16 protein-coding genes and 2 pseudogenes are annotated in these 14,800 nt (G+C 46.2%); 5 read left to right on the forward strand and 13 right to left on the reverse strand.

Annotation, left to right across the window (positions count from 1 at the left end; translation table 11 throughout):
- Positions 1-205 precede the first annotated feature (205 nt).
- A pseudogene (locus tag H9Q79_RS18505) lies at positions 206-691 on the forward strand (IS91 family transposase); the annotation flags it as partial.
- 48 nt (positions 692-739) lie between these two features.
- On the opposite strand, the gene H9Q79_RS10440 reads toward H9Q79_RS18505, so the two are convergent.
- Positions 740-1,648, reverse strand: coding sequence for an IS3 family transposase (locus H9Q79_RS10440; protein WP_118648884.1), 909 nt, complete (start codon positions 1,646-1,648; stop codon positions 740-742).
- On the reverse strand, positions 1,645-1,986 hold the full coding sequence (locus H9Q79_RS10445; RefSeq protein ID WP_118648886.1) for a transposase: 342 nt from the start codon (positions 1,984-1,986) through the stop codon (positions 1,645-1,647). Before H9Q79_RS10445 ends, H9Q79_RS10440 begins: the two co-directional genes overlap by 4 nt.
- Before the next feature lie 74 nt (positions 1,987-2,060).
- Here H9Q79_RS10445 and H9Q79_RS18510 point away from each other — a divergent pair.
- From H9Q79_RS18510 to H9Q79_RS10465, 4 genes and pseudogenes are all read left to right on the forward strand, one after another.
- Positions 2,061-2,762 (forward strand): annotated as a pseudogene (locus H9Q79_RS18510) (IS91 family transposase); the annotation flags it as partial.
- 39 nt (positions 2,763-2,801) lie between these two features.
- Positions 2,802-2,996, forward strand: coding sequence for a hypothetical protein (locus H9Q79_RS10455; RefSeq protein WP_118648872.1), 195 nt, complete (start codon positions 2,802-2,804; stop codon positions 2,994-2,996).
- A 178-nt stretch (positions 2,997-3,174) separates the two neighbouring features.
- Positions 3,175-4,356 carry an IS91 family transposase gene (locus H9Q79_RS10460; protein ID WP_249328242.1) on the forward strand — a complete coding sequence of 394 codons (1,182 nt, stop codon included), beginning with the start codon at positions 3,175-3,177 and terminating at the stop codon, positions 4,354-4,356.
- Between the two features lie 49 nt (positions 4,357-4,405).
- Complete coding sequence (locus H9Q79_RS10465) at positions 4,406-4,591, forward strand: hypothetical protein (RefSeq protein WP_249328243.1); 186 nt, start codon at positions 4,406-4,408, stop codon at positions 4,589-4,591.
- A gap of 158 nt (positions 4,592-4,749) precedes the next feature.
- On the opposite strand, the gene H9Q79_RS10470 is transcribed toward H9Q79_RS10465, so the two are convergent.
- The 11 genes from H9Q79_RS10470 to H9Q79_RS18375 form a co-directional block, all read right to left on the reverse strand.
- Entirely contained in the window at positions 4,750-6,483 is a 1,734-nt protein-coding gene (locus tag H9Q79_RS10470) for an ABC transporter ATP-binding protein (protein WP_249328244.1), read from the reverse strand.
- Position 6,484: 1 nt separating this feature from the next.
- Positions 6,485-8,257, reverse strand: a complete 1,773-nt coding sequence (locus tag H9Q79_RS10475) for an ABC transporter ATP-binding protein (protein ID WP_118647659.1) — start codon at positions 8,255-8,257, stop codon at positions 6,485-6,487.
- Between the two features lie 108 nt (positions 8,258-8,365).
- On the reverse strand, positions 8,366-8,980 hold the full coding sequence (locus tag H9Q79_RS10480; RefSeq protein ID WP_249329710.1) for a TetR/AcrR family transcriptional regulator: 615 nt from the start codon (positions 8,978-8,980) through the stop codon (positions 8,366-8,368).
- Between the two features lie 150 nt (positions 8,981-9,130).
- On the reverse strand, positions 9,131-9,397 hold the full coding sequence (locus tag H9Q79_RS10485) for a winged helix-turn-helix domain-containing protein (RefSeq protein ID WP_330596796.1): 267 nt from the start codon (positions 9,395-9,397) through the stop codon (positions 9,131-9,133).
- A gap of 277 nt (positions 9,398-9,674) precedes the next feature.
- Complete coding sequence (locus H9Q79_RS10490; protein WP_118647661.1) at positions 9,675-10,301, reverse strand: TIGR03943 family putative permease subunit; 627 nt, start codon at positions 10,299-10,301, stop codon at positions 9,675-9,677.
- A complete protein-coding gene (locus H9Q79_RS10495; RefSeq protein WP_118647663.1) occupies positions 10,294-11,124 on the reverse strand; it encodes a metal ABC transporter permease in 831 nt (276 codons plus the stop codon). Before H9Q79_RS10495 ends, H9Q79_RS10490 begins: the two co-directional genes overlap by 8 nt.
- Positions 11,117-11,827, reverse strand: a complete 711-nt coding sequence (locus H9Q79_RS10500) for a metal ABC transporter ATP-binding protein (protein WP_118647665.1) — start codon at positions 11,825-11,827, stop codon at positions 11,117-11,119. The genes H9Q79_RS10495 and H9Q79_RS10500 overlap by 8 nt, the downstream gene beginning before the upstream one ends.
- 66 nt (positions 11,828-11,893) lie before the next feature.
- Positions 11,894-13,411, reverse strand: a complete 1,518-nt coding sequence (locus H9Q79_RS10505) for a metal ABC transporter solute-binding protein, Zn/Mn family (protein WP_118647667.1) — start codon at positions 13,409-13,411, stop codon at positions 11,894-11,896.
- 116 nt (positions 13,412-13,527) lie between these two features.
- Positions 13,528-13,827 carry a hypothetical protein gene (locus H9Q79_RS10510; protein WP_249328245.1) on the reverse strand — a complete coding sequence of 100 codons (300 nt, stop codon included), beginning with the start codon at positions 13,825-13,827 and terminating at the stop codon, positions 13,528-13,530.
- A 33-nt stretch (positions 13,828-13,860) separates the two neighbouring features.
- Entirely contained in the window at positions 13,861-14,286 is a 426-nt protein-coding gene (locus H9Q79_RS10515) for a Fur family transcriptional regulator (protein WP_249328246.1), read from the reverse strand.
- 149 nt (positions 14,287-14,435) lie between these two features.
- Positions 14,436-14,705 carry a winged helix-turn-helix domain-containing protein gene (locus H9Q79_RS18375; protein WP_330596797.1) on the reverse strand — a complete coding sequence of 90 codons (270 nt, stop codon included), beginning with the start codon at positions 14,703-14,705 and terminating at the stop codon, positions 14,436-14,438.
- Positions 14,706-14,800 lie beyond the last annotated feature (95 nt).

The following is a 14,800-nucleotide window of genomic DNA, read 5'->3' on the forward strand; positions in this document are numbered from 1 at the left end:
AATATCTTTCATATATCCGTACATTTTTCGGGGGATTGTTGCATGGGTAAACACAAAAATATGCTTCTAATAGTCACTTCATTTCTCAGAGATTTTTACAGTGGGGGGTAAAAATAAAAAATAGGCTTCGCCTATTCAACTCCCCTGCCCCTCATTCATGAGGGGTGGGGTTTTCTTTTTTGTTACTTTGGTTCATAATAGTTTTATGAATATCTTACAAAATATTTTTAAAGACCATTACGAAGAAATGTTTTATATCTTACATCCTCGTGACTCTGTCATCGAAAATGTCGAAAAAATGATTCATTGTGGCGATCCTTCCTTTGGTGGCGCCATGTTTGCCTGCCCTTGTTGTGGTACTTTCAAATATGTTCCCTTTCGATGCCATTCCCGTTTCTGTCCTACCTGTGGCAACATGTACTCCATTGACAGGTCTACTTCCATGTCTTTTAAAATCATTGATGTCCAGCATCGACACTGTGTTTTTACCATCGCCAGCGAACTCCGTCATTTTTTTCTCGAAGACCGTTCCCTTCTAAACTGTCTGTTCTCCGCTGTTAACAGCGTGGTCTCCCGTATGTTCCATAAGCTCAACAAATCAGAGTCCTTCACTCCTGGCTTTATCTGTGTCCTGCATACTTTTGGACGAGACTTAAAATGGAATCCCCATATACATTGTCTTGTCTCAGAATGATATTGTCAATATTGGTTGACACATTTATCTCAAAGATATCACTGCCTATGCAGCCTGTTCCAGAGATTGGTAGTATCTCTGTCGCTTAATTATCGGAGGAAGCCCACCGTTGGCAGAGCAGATCCTCCTGTTATTCCAGTAACTGATGAAGTATCTCCAAATGAGAACCTTCAGTTCCTCTATGGTCATAGTCTCCGTATTGTAGCGGTCATAGAGAAGCTCACTTTTCATTCTGGCCCACATGCTTTCGCATCGGGCATTATCGTGGCACCTGCCACCAGCACTGTTCATGCTTTGAATAATACCGTATTTAGCAAGAGCCTTACGATAAGTTTCACTGGTATATTGTGTTCCTCTGTCAGAGTGTACAATAGCCCCTCGCAGATCAGGATATGCCAGATAGGCATTATCCAGGGTATGCTCACACAACGTTGCTTTCATGTTGGTTTCCATTGCCAGACCAAGGACACCGGAATCAAAGCAGTCAAAGATAGCTGAAACATACAGTTTCCCATCTTTAGCCTTGATTTCTGTAATGTCAGTTACACATTTTTCAAGTGGCTTGTCGGATTTGAAATCTCGCTTCAGAAGATCATCTGACTTACGAGCTTCCCGATCAGCCTTGGTAATACCATTCGGCTTACGCTTTGGTTGATGACTAAGGCCTATTTCATCCATGACCCTGTAGACGGTTCGCTCACTGGGAATCTTGAGTCCTTCCGGTTTCTTAAGGAGAAGTGCCTGATACATGCGAATGCGCCCATATGTATCATTGTATTCATCTTCAGTATGGATTGCTATCATAGCATCAGCGAGATCCTGATATTTCCAGGGCCGGTCTTTATTAGCAAGATATTTGTAGAACCCCTGGCGGCTGACACCAAGCATCCGGCAATAGAATGAGAGTTTTCCCTTAATCGCGCCGTCTTCCGTTTTTATGGCAATGAACATCATTCTTTGGTTCTTGCTGACTTCCGACGGCTGGCTGCGAAAAAAGCACTTGCTTCCTCGAGAAATTCATTTTCCTCTTTTAGACGCCGGATTTCTTTATCCTGATCCTTAACACGTTTGCGGAGCATAGCAAGTTCCTCAGCGAGACTCATGGCACTTTCTGGAGTATGTGCACCGTCGCCAATATCCAATGTACCGGCTCTAACTGCTTTCAGCCATGTATGGATGGTTCCTTCTGGAATACCTAATTCTTTGGCTGCCTTAGCACCGCCGATTTCTCTGGCAAGTTTGACAGCCTGGATCTTATATTCGTGGTCGTATTTACGTTGAGTACGTGACATTGAGAGTTCCTCCTTATTCTCTTTATTATACATGAATTCTTTGAGAATAAGGTGCCAACTTTATTTATACGACATCAGAAGGTGGGGTCGGCAATTCTCTGCTTTGGCGTCATATAAAACATTTCAACTTTAAGCTCCTTCGGGATTCTTTTCAAACCGCCCTGCTTAACGAACTGCATATACACCTTGGCAACTCCTTTAAAAAAGTAAAATCTACCATCTATGCTGACCACAAAAATGGTTTCTATGTCCGTGCCATGCCTAATAAATGCAATCCTTCCAATGTAATCAAATATATTGGAAGATATCTTGGCCGGCCTGTAATTGCTACTTCTCGTATCGATGCTTACGATGGTGACTTTGTTACCTTCCATTACAACCGTCATGAGGATAACAAACTTATGACTGAAAATCTTCCAGTCCTTGATTTTATTTCTCGTCTTACGCAACACATACCGGAAAAGCATTTCAAAATGATTCGCTATTATGGTATCTATGCAAGGCATTGTAAATCGGATTGTTATCTGCGACGAGCTATTTCCAAGGAAAAACATAAGATTCTCTTATCCTTTAACCGTTGGCGAGAATGTATCCTTTCCTCTTTTGGCTATGATCCTTTGAAATGTCCTAACTGTGGCAGCAAAATGCTTTTTCAAGAACTATATTTCAATCATAAACCTGTTTCTTTGCATGAATTATATGAAAAGGTAATGCATAAGCACATGTGCCGGTCTCCCGCCCTAATTCCAAATCTTCCAACTCCAACGTTTTCGTGATACAATCAAACTATCTATCAGAAAGCGGAGGCTGTCACTATGGAATACATAACAGAAGCAGAACTTGCAAAGAAACTTCGAGAACAATATATTAAAGAACCGCCAGAAAATGTAACTTCTGATGAAGTCCGTGAAATGAGTGATGAAGATCTCTTGGACATGGACTATTTTCTTCATGAATTTGACGATTTTGATGATGACGATTTTGACGAAGAAGGGTTTTATCTCTTCTGATCCAGGATCGTCTGTTTCTCATGCCCGCCTCCCCCCGAGCTTTTTTAATTCAGAAGTTCTCCAAAAGGAGAACTTTCCTATAAAGTAAAAAAGTGTCTTCGACACTTCAACTCCCCTGCCCCTCAATCTTGAAGGGTTAGGGGTTTCTTTTTCTGTTACTTTCCTTCATAATAGTCTTATGAATATACTACAAAAGATTTTTTCCGACCATTTTGAAGAAATGATTTATCTTCAACATCCTCGTGACTCTGTCATCGAAAATGTAGAAAAAATGATTCACTGCGGCAATCCTTCCTTTGGGGGTGCCATGTTTGCCTGCCCTTGCTGTGGCTATTTCAAATTTGTCCCTTTTCGCTGTCATTCCCGCTTCTGCCCTACCTGCGGCAACATGTATTCCATTGACAGGACTACTTCTATGTCTTTTAAGCTCATTGATGTCCAGCACCGGCACTGCGTCTTTACTATCGCCAGAGAACTTCGTCCCTTTTTTCTGCAGGACCGTTCCCTTTTAAACTCTCTCTTTTCCTCCGTTAATAGCGTTGTTTCCCGCATGTTTCATAAAGATAACAAATCAGAGCTATTTACTCCCGGTTTCATTTGTGTCCTCCATTCCTTTGGCAGGGATCTCAAATGGAATCCTCATATCCATTGCTTAGTCCCGGAAGGTGGCGTTGGTTCCTCGCTCCTGTGGCGTCACAAAAAGCATTTCAATTACAAACTTTTACGGGATTCCTTTCAGACCGCTCTCCTCAACGAATTGCACAAACGGCTGGGGGATTCTTTTAAAAATGTAAAATCCCACATCTATGCAGACCACAACAATGGGTTCTATGTCAGAGCTATGCCCAATCAATGCAATCCCAGTCAAGTCATTAAGTATATCGGCCGCTACCTTGGCAGACCTGTCATCGCTACTTCTCGCATTGACTCTTATGACGGCGTTTGTGTAACCTTCCATTACAACCGCCATGAAGATAATCAATTGATTACTGAAACGATTTATGCCCTTGATTTCATTTCCCGTTTAACACAGCATATCCCCGAAAAACACTTTAAAATGATCCGCTACTATGGCATTTATGCCAGACATCGTCAATCTGACCTGCTTTTACGCAGAGCTATTTCTAAAGAAAAACATAAAATCTATCTCTCTTTCAACCGCTGGCGGGACTCCATCCTTCATTCTTTTGGATATGACCCGTTAAAATGCCCCAGTTGTGGCACAACCATGCTCTTCTTAGAGCTTTACTTTAACCACAAGCCCGTTCCTTTGCATGAATTATACGAAAAGGCAATGCGGAAATACCGCTGCCGTTCCCCTGCTCCTCTTCTGTTACTTTCACATCCTTCATTCTCGTGATACAATGAAACTATCTTAAATCTGAATGGAGGCGGTTACAATCAAACGTATGACTGAAGCGGAGCTTGCAAAAGAACTACGGGCGCAATATATTCAAAATCCTCCGGAAGGCATGACTTCTGATGAAGTCCGTGACATGGATGACGATGACCTTCTGGATATGGACTATTTTTTACATGAATTCGATGATATCGATGAGGACGATTTTGATGAAGAAGGATTCTATATTTTCTAAATCAGAAACGGCTATTTTCATTCCCAAATCCATAACTAAGCAATTTCCTATAAAGTTAAAAAAATACCACCACGACTATTTCAAGCCATGATGGTATTTCTCAAATTTCAAACTTATAGCCGATGCGGCGGATAATAAAACCGGAGGAAACAAAAATTTTACGCCAGTTTCCAGCTTTGGCTCTCCGTTTGTAACTTCACCATTCGGGCATACAAGCCGTTTTGCTTTAACAATTTTTCCGGTGCGCCTTCTTCGGCCACGGTTCCTTCAGAAAGCACCACGATCTTATCTGCCCCGGCTACGGTGCGCATCCGGTGGGCGATCACCAGCACCGTCTTATCCGCAATCAGACGGGAGAGGGCAGTTTGAATCAGGGTCTCGTTCTCCACATCGAGGGAAGCGGTTGCTTCATCCAAGAGAATAATCGGCGCGTTTTTCAGGAAAGCCCGGGCAATAGAAATACGCTGCCGTTCACCGCCGGAAAGCTCGCAGCCGTTTTCCCCGATGTTGGTATGCCAGCCATCCGGCAGCTTTTCGGCAAATTCATCCACATTGGCAAGTTTTGCCGCTGCTAATACCTGTTCGTCGGTTGCATCCTTATTCCCAATTCGTATATTCTCCAAAATGGTATTGTCAAACAGCGTAACATCCTGAAACACAATGGAGAACAAGGAAAGCAGAGCCTCCGGGTCCATTTTGGAAATATCCATACCTCCCACAGTGATTTTTCCCCGGCTCGCATCCCAAAACCTTGCTGCAAGCCGCGATACCGTGGTTTTGCCGCCGCCAGAGGGCCCTACTAAAGCTGTGACTTCGCCCTGTTTTGCGGTAAAGGAAACATCCTTCAATACGGTTTCTCCTGTGTTGTAAGCAAAGCCTACATGGTCGAAGGTAATATCATAGCCTTTGTTGGAAAGTCTGTTTTCTCCCTGCTGAATCGGGTGATCGAGAATTTCATTCATGCGGGCGATATTAGTGCGGGTGCTGATAACCGCCGCCAGATTTTGCAACGCCCCTTGCAGCGGGTCGTAGAGCCGTGAAACAACCAGCAGGAACATGAAGAAAGTCAGGACATCGAGGTTGCCGCCTATCAGCAGAATAGAGCCTATCAGCGCAACGGTGGCAATTCCCAGCTTTAATATGAGTGACGCGGACACCACAAAGGCAGCCAACCCAAACTCATTGAGAATGGAGCGACGTTCCACGGCGCGGATTTTCTTTTCCAAGCCTTTCAGGTATTCTGCTTCGGCGTTGTTGGCTTTTAAGTCGCGCACAGTTTCAATGCACTCTTGAATCCCGTCGGCGCAAGCCATCTTTACATCCATCGCTTTCTGATTGAGCCGTTCCTGCACCTTGGAGGAGAACCCCACAATGGCAAAGGCAACCGGCAACACCCACAGCGCCGCTAATGCCATGCGCCAGTCGAACACCAAAAGGCTAATGGAAATTAAGACAGTGGAGATGATGGAGCCTGCCAGTTCGGGAATAAAATGGGAAAAGCTCTGCTCCAAAAAGGTGCAGTCGGCCATGATGGTGCTGGTGAGATCCGCCAAATCCTTTATTCCAAAGAAGGACAGCGGAATCTTCCGAAGTTGTTCGGCCAGCGTAATCCGCCGCACACCGCTTTCTGTATAAGTGGCAAAGTAGGTGGCGTTGTACTGAAAGTATGTGGTAAGCAGGATCAGGCCGATACACACCACGCAGCCCACGATGTAAAAAGCAATTTTTTCGCCGGGTACGCCGCCAGCCATCAAATCGCCGACTAAAAAATACAAGAGGCCCACTGGGAACATAAAGGAAAGATTTTGAAGAACGCAGGCAAGGCAGCCTTTTACCAGATCCTTCACCCCCTGCTCGGAAAGGGCATACCGTTTTTGCAGCCGTTTTATCATGTTATTGTACCTCCTTTGCAACTTTCCATTGAACAGAAGTTTGATAGTCCTGCCACATGCGGCTGAATACGCCGCCTTTTTCCAACAGCTCACGGCTTTTGCCGCTCTCTGTGATCTGCCCGTCCTCAATGACATAGATTTGGTCTACGCCAGCCACTGTAGAGAGCCGATGGGCGATCATAATCACCGTTTTCCCCTGTGACAGCTTGGAAAAAGCTGCCTGTACGCGGGATTCATTATCCGGGTCGGCAAAGGCGGTGGCCTCGTCTAAGATTACGATAGGCGCATTTTTCAGCATCACGCGGGCAATGGCGATCCGCTGCTGTTCGCCGCCGGAAAGGTACACACCTTTTGTCCCTATCACGGTGTCTGCGCCCCTCGGCAGCTTTTCCAGAATATCATCGCACTGGGCGTTGTGGAGGGCAGCCATGATTTCTTCCCGGGTAGCATCCGGTTTTCCCATGCGCACATTTTCCAAAATCGAGGCTTTGATTAGGCGGCTGTTCTGGAATACAAAAGAAACGGTATTCATAAGTTCCTCTTTGGCGATGTTCTTCACATTCACGCCGCCAATCTTCACCTGCCCGCCTTGCGGTTCAAAGAACCGGCAGATCAGATTGGCAAGCGTGGTCTTGCCACCGCCGGAAGGTCCCACAAAGGCCACCGTCTGCCCTGCGGGAATTGAAAGGGAAATATCCTTGATGACCTCGTTTTTTCCATCATAACTGAAATGAACATGGTTAAGCTGTACCGAAGCGCCGTTTGGGTGTTCCGGCTGTGCTGCTTCTGCAAGAGGGTTCAAATTCAATACGCTGTCGATTCTATGCAGGGCATCGTCCACGATCATGGCATTTTCGCTCTGAAACATGATACGGGTCAGGGTGACGGAGATGATGGGCGTGATGATGATGTAGAACATCAAATCCAGCAGGAAATCCTTCGTAACGCCGCCCCCTGTAAAAATCAACGCACCGGCAATCAGCGCGGCAAAGACGCCGTTGATGGCTGCCGTATAAAACATCATGGGTGCTCGAAGCTGCTTGGTATAGGCAATTACCCACACCTTATACCTATCAATGGAATCCTTGAATTTTTTGAAGGAGAATATGGTCTGCCCGAAGGTTTTCACAACGGGAATCCCCCGTACATACTCCACCGCTTCATTGGACATATCATCGAGAGCGTTTTGGTATTCTTTCATTTTTTCCTGCATTTTCTTTCCGGTCATCGTCATCATAATCAGAAAGCCCAACAAAACTGGCACAAGGCTCAAAAGTCCCAGCCGCCAGTCGAACACCAGCAGCAGAACCAAAAGGCCGCATGGTGTCGCAATGGCATTGGCACGGTCGGGAAGCTGATGCGCCAGATAGGTTTCGGTGGCGGCGCTGGATTCATTGACGATTTTACGCAGCTTGCCGCTGCCAAACTGCTCTGCAAAACCCAGGGGAAGTTTAACGATATGTTCCATCGTTTGCAGACGCAGGTTGGTGGCGATGCGGAACGCCCCTTTGTGGGAACACATCAGCCCTCCTATGTAGATCAATACCGCAATGACGGCAAACAGCACCGCCATCCAGCCGTTATGGGTCAGGTTTTGCGCGTGGCTGAAATCCGGCGCAACTGCCAACACTTCCTGCATGACCTTCCAGATATAGTAGAAAGGCACTAACGCTATGAGGGCGCTGATGGCCGAAAGCACCCATGAAGCATAGAGCAGGTATTTGTGGCCGCCTGCAACCGCAAGCAGCCGTGATAGATTGGATTGTTTTTTCAAAAAAGATTCCTCCTTTTCGTTTATTTATGATAAAGAGAACACAAGCGCGTTCTTCTTATATCCGTATAAGTTAGTTATCGCTAACCGCTGGTCAAAAATTACAGGGCGTTACTGCCCCATAATTTTCATCCATCCGGCTGTATAAAAGGCTCGCATTTCCTTCACATAGTTTTCCGCGTCCCGAAGTGGCATCTCGTGAATCACCAATTCAAAAAAGGTGTGGAACATGCCGGTAATCAGAATATGCTCCAGCACAGGGTCGATCTGCGGGGAAGGCCGTCCAAGCTCCTGCAAGACTTCCTGATAGGCATGGGTCGCTTCTGCTTCAATTTCCACCATTTCATCAATGAAACCGAAAAACTTCGTGCCCTCCGAACAGCAGAGAATCAGTTTACATTCTTCCAGATGTTCGTAGGCGTAATGAAGCATATCAAACATGCAAGCGCCGGAAATATCTCCCATAACCTCCGGCTGCTGCTCGTGGGGGAGATTGGCAAAATCTTTTTGCGCCTTCTGAAAACAGTTCAGGAGATACGCATAATGCTCACCCACCAAAGCCTCGAACAATTCTTCTTTACTTTTATAGTAGCCGTAAAAGGCTCCGGTTGTCATACCTACGGATTTTACGATATTCCGCAGGGAAGCGTCTTTGTAGCCTTTTTGCAAAAACTCTGCTTTTGCGGCCCGGTGGATGCGTTCTAAGGTTGTCAGATTTCCGTCTATTTTCTTCGCCCCCTTATAACACTGTTATATATCGCTGTTATATTTTATACCGAGAAGCGGGTTCTGTCAAGAGGGAAATTACCCATAGAAGCATTTCAGACATTGGAGATAAAGCAAGGCGAGGCAGCATTTATATACTACCTCACCTTCCTATTTTTCCTCAAACTTATAGCCGATGCCGTAGACGCTTTTGATATACTCCGGCAGATCAGGAGCAATCTTTAGCTTTTTTCGCAGGTTGCTTACATGGTTGTTGACTGCTTTGCGGGAATAGTAGGTGTAATCTTCTTCCCATACCATTAGCATCTCATAGGTGAATACCCGTTTGGGGTTTAAGATAAGCAGGGAAAAGATTTCAAATTCCTTAATGGTCAGTTCTACCGGCTGCTCCCGAATCGTAACAAGCCGATGCTCCAAGCAGAAGTACAAATCTCCCGCCCGAGCCTCCGTCAAGGGATGATTCGACTTTTTGGGCATAGAATATTTGCCACGGAAGATGGCTTGATACGGTATGCCGCTTATATCCCCTTTAAGGATAAACTGTGCCAGCTCCCGCTGCTGATCTGCGGAAAGCAGGGCAAACAACTTTTCTCCAATCTGCCAGCCGGTTTCAGCTAAATCAAGTACGGCTAATTTCCCATATCATCACCACCAAACTGTCAATATATCGAAGTGATTTTATTTTCGCCATAATTTACTGCGTGACAAACTCTGCCCCGCGTTCTGTTTTTACCTCGAGCGATGTAACATTCAGATATAAATTTAGGTAGTATCCTTCTTCAACCAATTCTGGAGTGCCAGTCACTCGGATCCAGTCGTTCTCGTTGGGATACTCCCCGTCGTATTTTAGCAGGAAACCACCCCAGCCATCATTTCCACAGCAGCCGGGGCCTTTTCGATATACAACCGGAGCAGTTTCGCTGCCGTCCCATGAATAAAACTGTGCATACATCCCTTCCACGATAATTGTTTTATCCTTATAGTGATCGAAATTGTAGTACATATCGTTGATCTGCGTTAAAAACATCTTCTCCCCGATTTCCAACACATCGCCCTCAGCCGATTCACCCGCCGGGTCTGTTGCCGGTGCACTGGAAGGATCGCTGTCAGGCGTGGAGGACGGGCTTTCCGTCCCGCCGGAAGAAGGTTCTTCCGAGGCGTTGGTTTCTGGAGCGGCAGATTCAATATTTAAGGAAGGCTCCCGGCTGTTTGAATCGGGAGGCGTAACATTGAACCCTGTTTTGCCGCCGCCATTGCCGCAAGCAGACAACAGCAGGCACAGCAATAAAGCAGGCGCAATCCTTTTCCATATTTTACGCACGTCCAACCACCCCTTTCACGGTTTGTATCATCCAATAGAGGAAAAAGACAATGATATTGCATAGGACAATGCTGGCTCCCGTGGGCGTTGCGTATACATAGGAAACCGTCAGTCCAATCCATAAGCATATTACGGATATGATAGCCGAATTGATAATCACAGCTTTAAATTTTTTGCATAACCGCATAGAGGTCAACGCAGGGAACACAATCAGGCTGGTAATCAAAAGAGCGCCCATCATCCGCATCCCCAAAACAATAATCAAAGCAGTCAGCAGGGCAATCAGCATATTGTAAAGGCCCGCGTTCGTGCCTGTTGCTTTCGCAAAAGATTCGTCAAACGTAACGGAGAAAATACGGTTATAGAATAAAATGAACAGCACTAATACAATGACGGATAGAACCACACTTAAATTCACATCGCTTTGCGACATGCTCAGAATGCTTCCGAACAGATAGTTGCACACATCCGTATTCATTCCTGTGGTTAAAGAGATAGCCATAACCCCTACAGCCAATGCGCCAGTGGAAATTAGAGCAATCGCCGCGTCGCCTTTAATCCTGCTGCTTTCGCTGATTCGCAGCAGCAGAAAGGCCGCCAATACCACAATGGGAATGGAAACCGTCAGCGGGGCCATATTCAGCGCTGTCGCTAAAGCCAGCGCGCTGAAGCCGACATGGGAAAGCCCGTCCCCAATCATGGAGTACCGTTTTAGGACAAGGCTTACCCCCAGCAGAGAGGAACAAAGGGCTACAATGGTTCCCACGAGGATTGCGCGAACCATAAAGGGGTAGGAAAACATCTCTTTCAGCAAGTCAAGCATGGGAAACACCCCCTATAAAACGGCTGCCCACTTCGCTGTTCCGATAGTCCTCCGCTGTACCAAAGAAAAGCTGGGAATGGCACAGGTGCAGAATATGTTTTGCGTACTGTACCGCTGCGCGGATGTCATGGGAAATCATGATGACCGTGATCCCCATATCTTCATTGATCTGCCGGATCAGCTCGTATAAGCTCTGTGTCACCACAGGATCTAACCCGGCAGCGGGTTCATCCAATAAAATCACCTTTTTCGTGGCGCATAGAGCGCGGGCCAACAGAACCCTTTGCTGCTGGCCGCCGGATAATTCACGATAGCAGCGGTTTTTCAGCTTTGCAATTCCCATTTTTTGCAGGTTTTCATTTGCAAGCTCTTTTTCCCGTTTGGTATAAAAGGGCTTGAATCCCAATCGGTTTAAGCAGCCGGAAAGGACGACTTCGTAAACGCTGGCGGGAAAATCCTTTTGTACCGCCGTCTGCTGCGGCAGGTAGCCGATTTCTTTTGCCAAAAGCCCGTTTCCCATATGAATCGTACCGGATGCTGGCTTCTTCAAACGCAGCAGCCCCTTAATCAGCGTACTTTTTCCTGCGCCGTTTTCCCCGACAATGCAAAGATAATCGTTCGGCTCTACTGAAAAATCCAAATCCTTTACGGCGAGAACGCCGTCATATACAAAAGATATATTCTTGCATGTAATTAAATCCATTGCGTTTTTGTACCCTCCTTTTGAAAAAATAGCAGCGGCAGTACTCACGCGCCGCCGCTGCTCATTTTAGTTTAAGGCAGCGCGCAGGCTGTCTACATTTTCCGTCATCATAGACAGGTAGGTAGCCCCGTTCTCCATTTGCTCTTTCGTCACATTATGGCAGGAATACAGGGTCATCTTTTTCGCTCCGGTAGCCTCGCAGATAGAATCTGCGATTTTTCCGTTGGAAAGCTCAATGGTAAAGACAACCGGGATCTGTTCTTCCTTCACCTTATCGGTCAAAAATGCAACCGTTGCGGCGCTGGCTTCGGTTTCTGTCGAACAGCCTGTAAAGGCGGCGTAATAGCTAAGGCCATACTCGTCGGCAAAATACCGGAACGGGAAACGGTCGCCAAACAGAATCGTTTTACGTTTTGCGCTGTCTACAACTTCTCGGAAAGAAGCGTTCAACTGTTCCAACTGCTCTTTGTAATTGGCGCTGTTCTTCGCATAGGTATCGGCATTATCCTGATCTTTTTCGCAGATAAGAGAAGTAATCTTATCTACAATTTCAATCGCATTTTTCGGAGAAGTCCACACATGTTCGTCGGTTTCCTCCTCGTGCTCGTGGGAGTGTCCTGCCAGGGCTTCCTTGATCTCGTCTGCTGTAGCGTCAGCATCGTAAAACGTGGGGGCCCAATTTTCTACGCTCATGAGAGCTTCCACGCTTTCATTACCATAGCGCAGATGGAAATGAGCGATTTCTTCTTCATGTTCCTCGTGTTCTTCTTCATGACTGTCGGCGCCGGTGCCATGGTCGTTAAAGGCCAGATAAACCGGCGCTCCTGAATCAGGCGTTTTGGCTTGGAATGTATACCACACGCTGGTAATATCTCCATCGTCGTCTTTTACCGTCTGAACCCCCTGATATTCATACTCCGCAGATACAGTCCCGGAGGGCGTGTGGAAAGAAACGCTGTTCCCCTCAATGGAAAGCGTATTGTAATCGGATTTCCTCTTTTCCAAAAACTCCTGCTTCATTTCATCAAAGGATTTTTCATTTTCCTCGGCTTCTTCTGTGATATACTCGTCCAGCGTTCCATCCTCAAAGTAGGGAAGCACCGATTGAAAATCTCCGGCAAAATCAGAAAGCGGGCGGTCTTTTATTTCGCTTTCCACAATTTCCCCATGGTCGTGGTCATGCTCGTGCTCCATCCCTTCAACGATTTCTTCATTGACGGTGGGAACACAATCAATCAAACGCAGGGTGTCCGGCCTCTGATCGCCCATAGAGTTCAGAATATCGTCCACCCATACATCATTCTCGCCTCCGGTGTAGATGAACAAATCGCAGTTCTGAATCGTCTTAATATCCTGCGGGGTCGGCTCATAGGAATGGCTTTCCGCGCCGGGCTTCAACAGCATTGTAACGTCTGCCTTGTCGCCTACAATCTGGCGGGTAAAATCATATTGGGGGAAAATCGTAGTTACAACAGACAGCTTCTCCGAATTATCGGCATCTGCCGGTTTATCGGAAGTGCCGCAGGCGGACAGGCAGGCAAGGGCCAGTATCGCCGCCAACAGAATTGAAATGTATTTTTTCATAAAATTGAATCCTCCGTAAATTCGCGTATTTGCTTAAAAATGGGCGCAAAAATACAAGGGATAACCTTCCCTGCTACAAAATGGGCATAGTATTCCCTTGTATCAAAGGATTCTATTTAATTGTTCATTCTTACCTTCTGGCTGATAAGGGAAGCGACAGGTACAAACAGAGGGAGGCAAAGAAATGCCACAACCAGCGGAAACTGAGGCGCAAACGCCCCGGCTGTTCCAGACGAGCCGGTTCCGATCTGCTTTAATGTTTGTTCGGCCTGATGAATACAGGCACATACAGGGCAATCCTCTCCTGTGCAGTCGTGATGGGCTTCTTTCACAATAAAAAAGAGAGAAAAGAAGGCGACAATAACAAAGGCAGCACAGGTAAACCCGGCAAGGATTCTTTGCGCCTTTTTATCCATACCTTTCCCTCCTTCAAAAAAATGATTTATCCGTCAGCAGCCTGTTTGTCTGCACTCGCTGCAAATCCCATAGAATACCGTCCGCAGGGAATCCATTTCAAAATCATGGTGCTCCAGCATGTGCTGTCCCAAATGAGCGACTTCATCACACTGAACATGAATCAGCCTGCCGCATTTTTCACATTTGCAGTGGTAGCGGCTCGGCGGTTCACAGGCATCCTGTTCTCCGATATACTCAAAGCAGGCGCTGTTTGTTCCCTCAATCGTGTATTTTGCAACCACGCCTTGCTTTACCATGCGCTCCAAATGACGATACACCGTCGTCATTCCCACTGCGATGCCTTCCTTTTTGAAATGATCGCAAATATCATTGACCGTGACATGGCTGCCGGGGACGGATTTCAGAAAGGCCAGCAATTCGGCCATCTGCTTTGTTTGATATTGTGCTTTGCGTGCCACTGAACCGCCTCCTGCAATTTGAAAATCGTTTTCATTTTATCACAAAACCTCTGGGCTGTCAATGTGGCTTTTGTTAAGTTTTTTACTTCATTAGAGAAAGAAAAAAAGCACGGTAGCGAATTTTGTAGCTACCATGCCTTTGTATCGTATCAGCCCTCAAACTTATAGCCAATACCGTAGACGCTTTTCACATAGTCCGGCAGATCGGGAGCAATCTTTAGTTTCCTCCGTAAATTACTCACATGATTGTTGACTGCTTTGCGGGAATAGTAAGTATAATCTTCTTCCCACACCAGATCCATAAGCATTTCATAGGTAAATACCCGCTTCGGGTTTAAGATAAGCAGGGAAAAGATTTCAAATTCCTTGACGGTTAATTCTATCGGCTGCTCCCGGATTGTAACAAGCCGATGATCCAAGCAGAAGTACAAATCTCCCGCTCGAGCTTCCGTCAGGGGATGATTTGACTTTTGGGGGATAGAATATTTGCCACGGAAGATGGTTTGATACGGTA

The organism is Wansuia hejianensis (assembly GCF_014337215.1).
GTDB classification, from domain to species: domain Bacteria; phylum Bacillota; class Clostridia; order Lachnospirales; family Lachnospiraceae; genus Scatomonas; species Scatomonas hejianensis.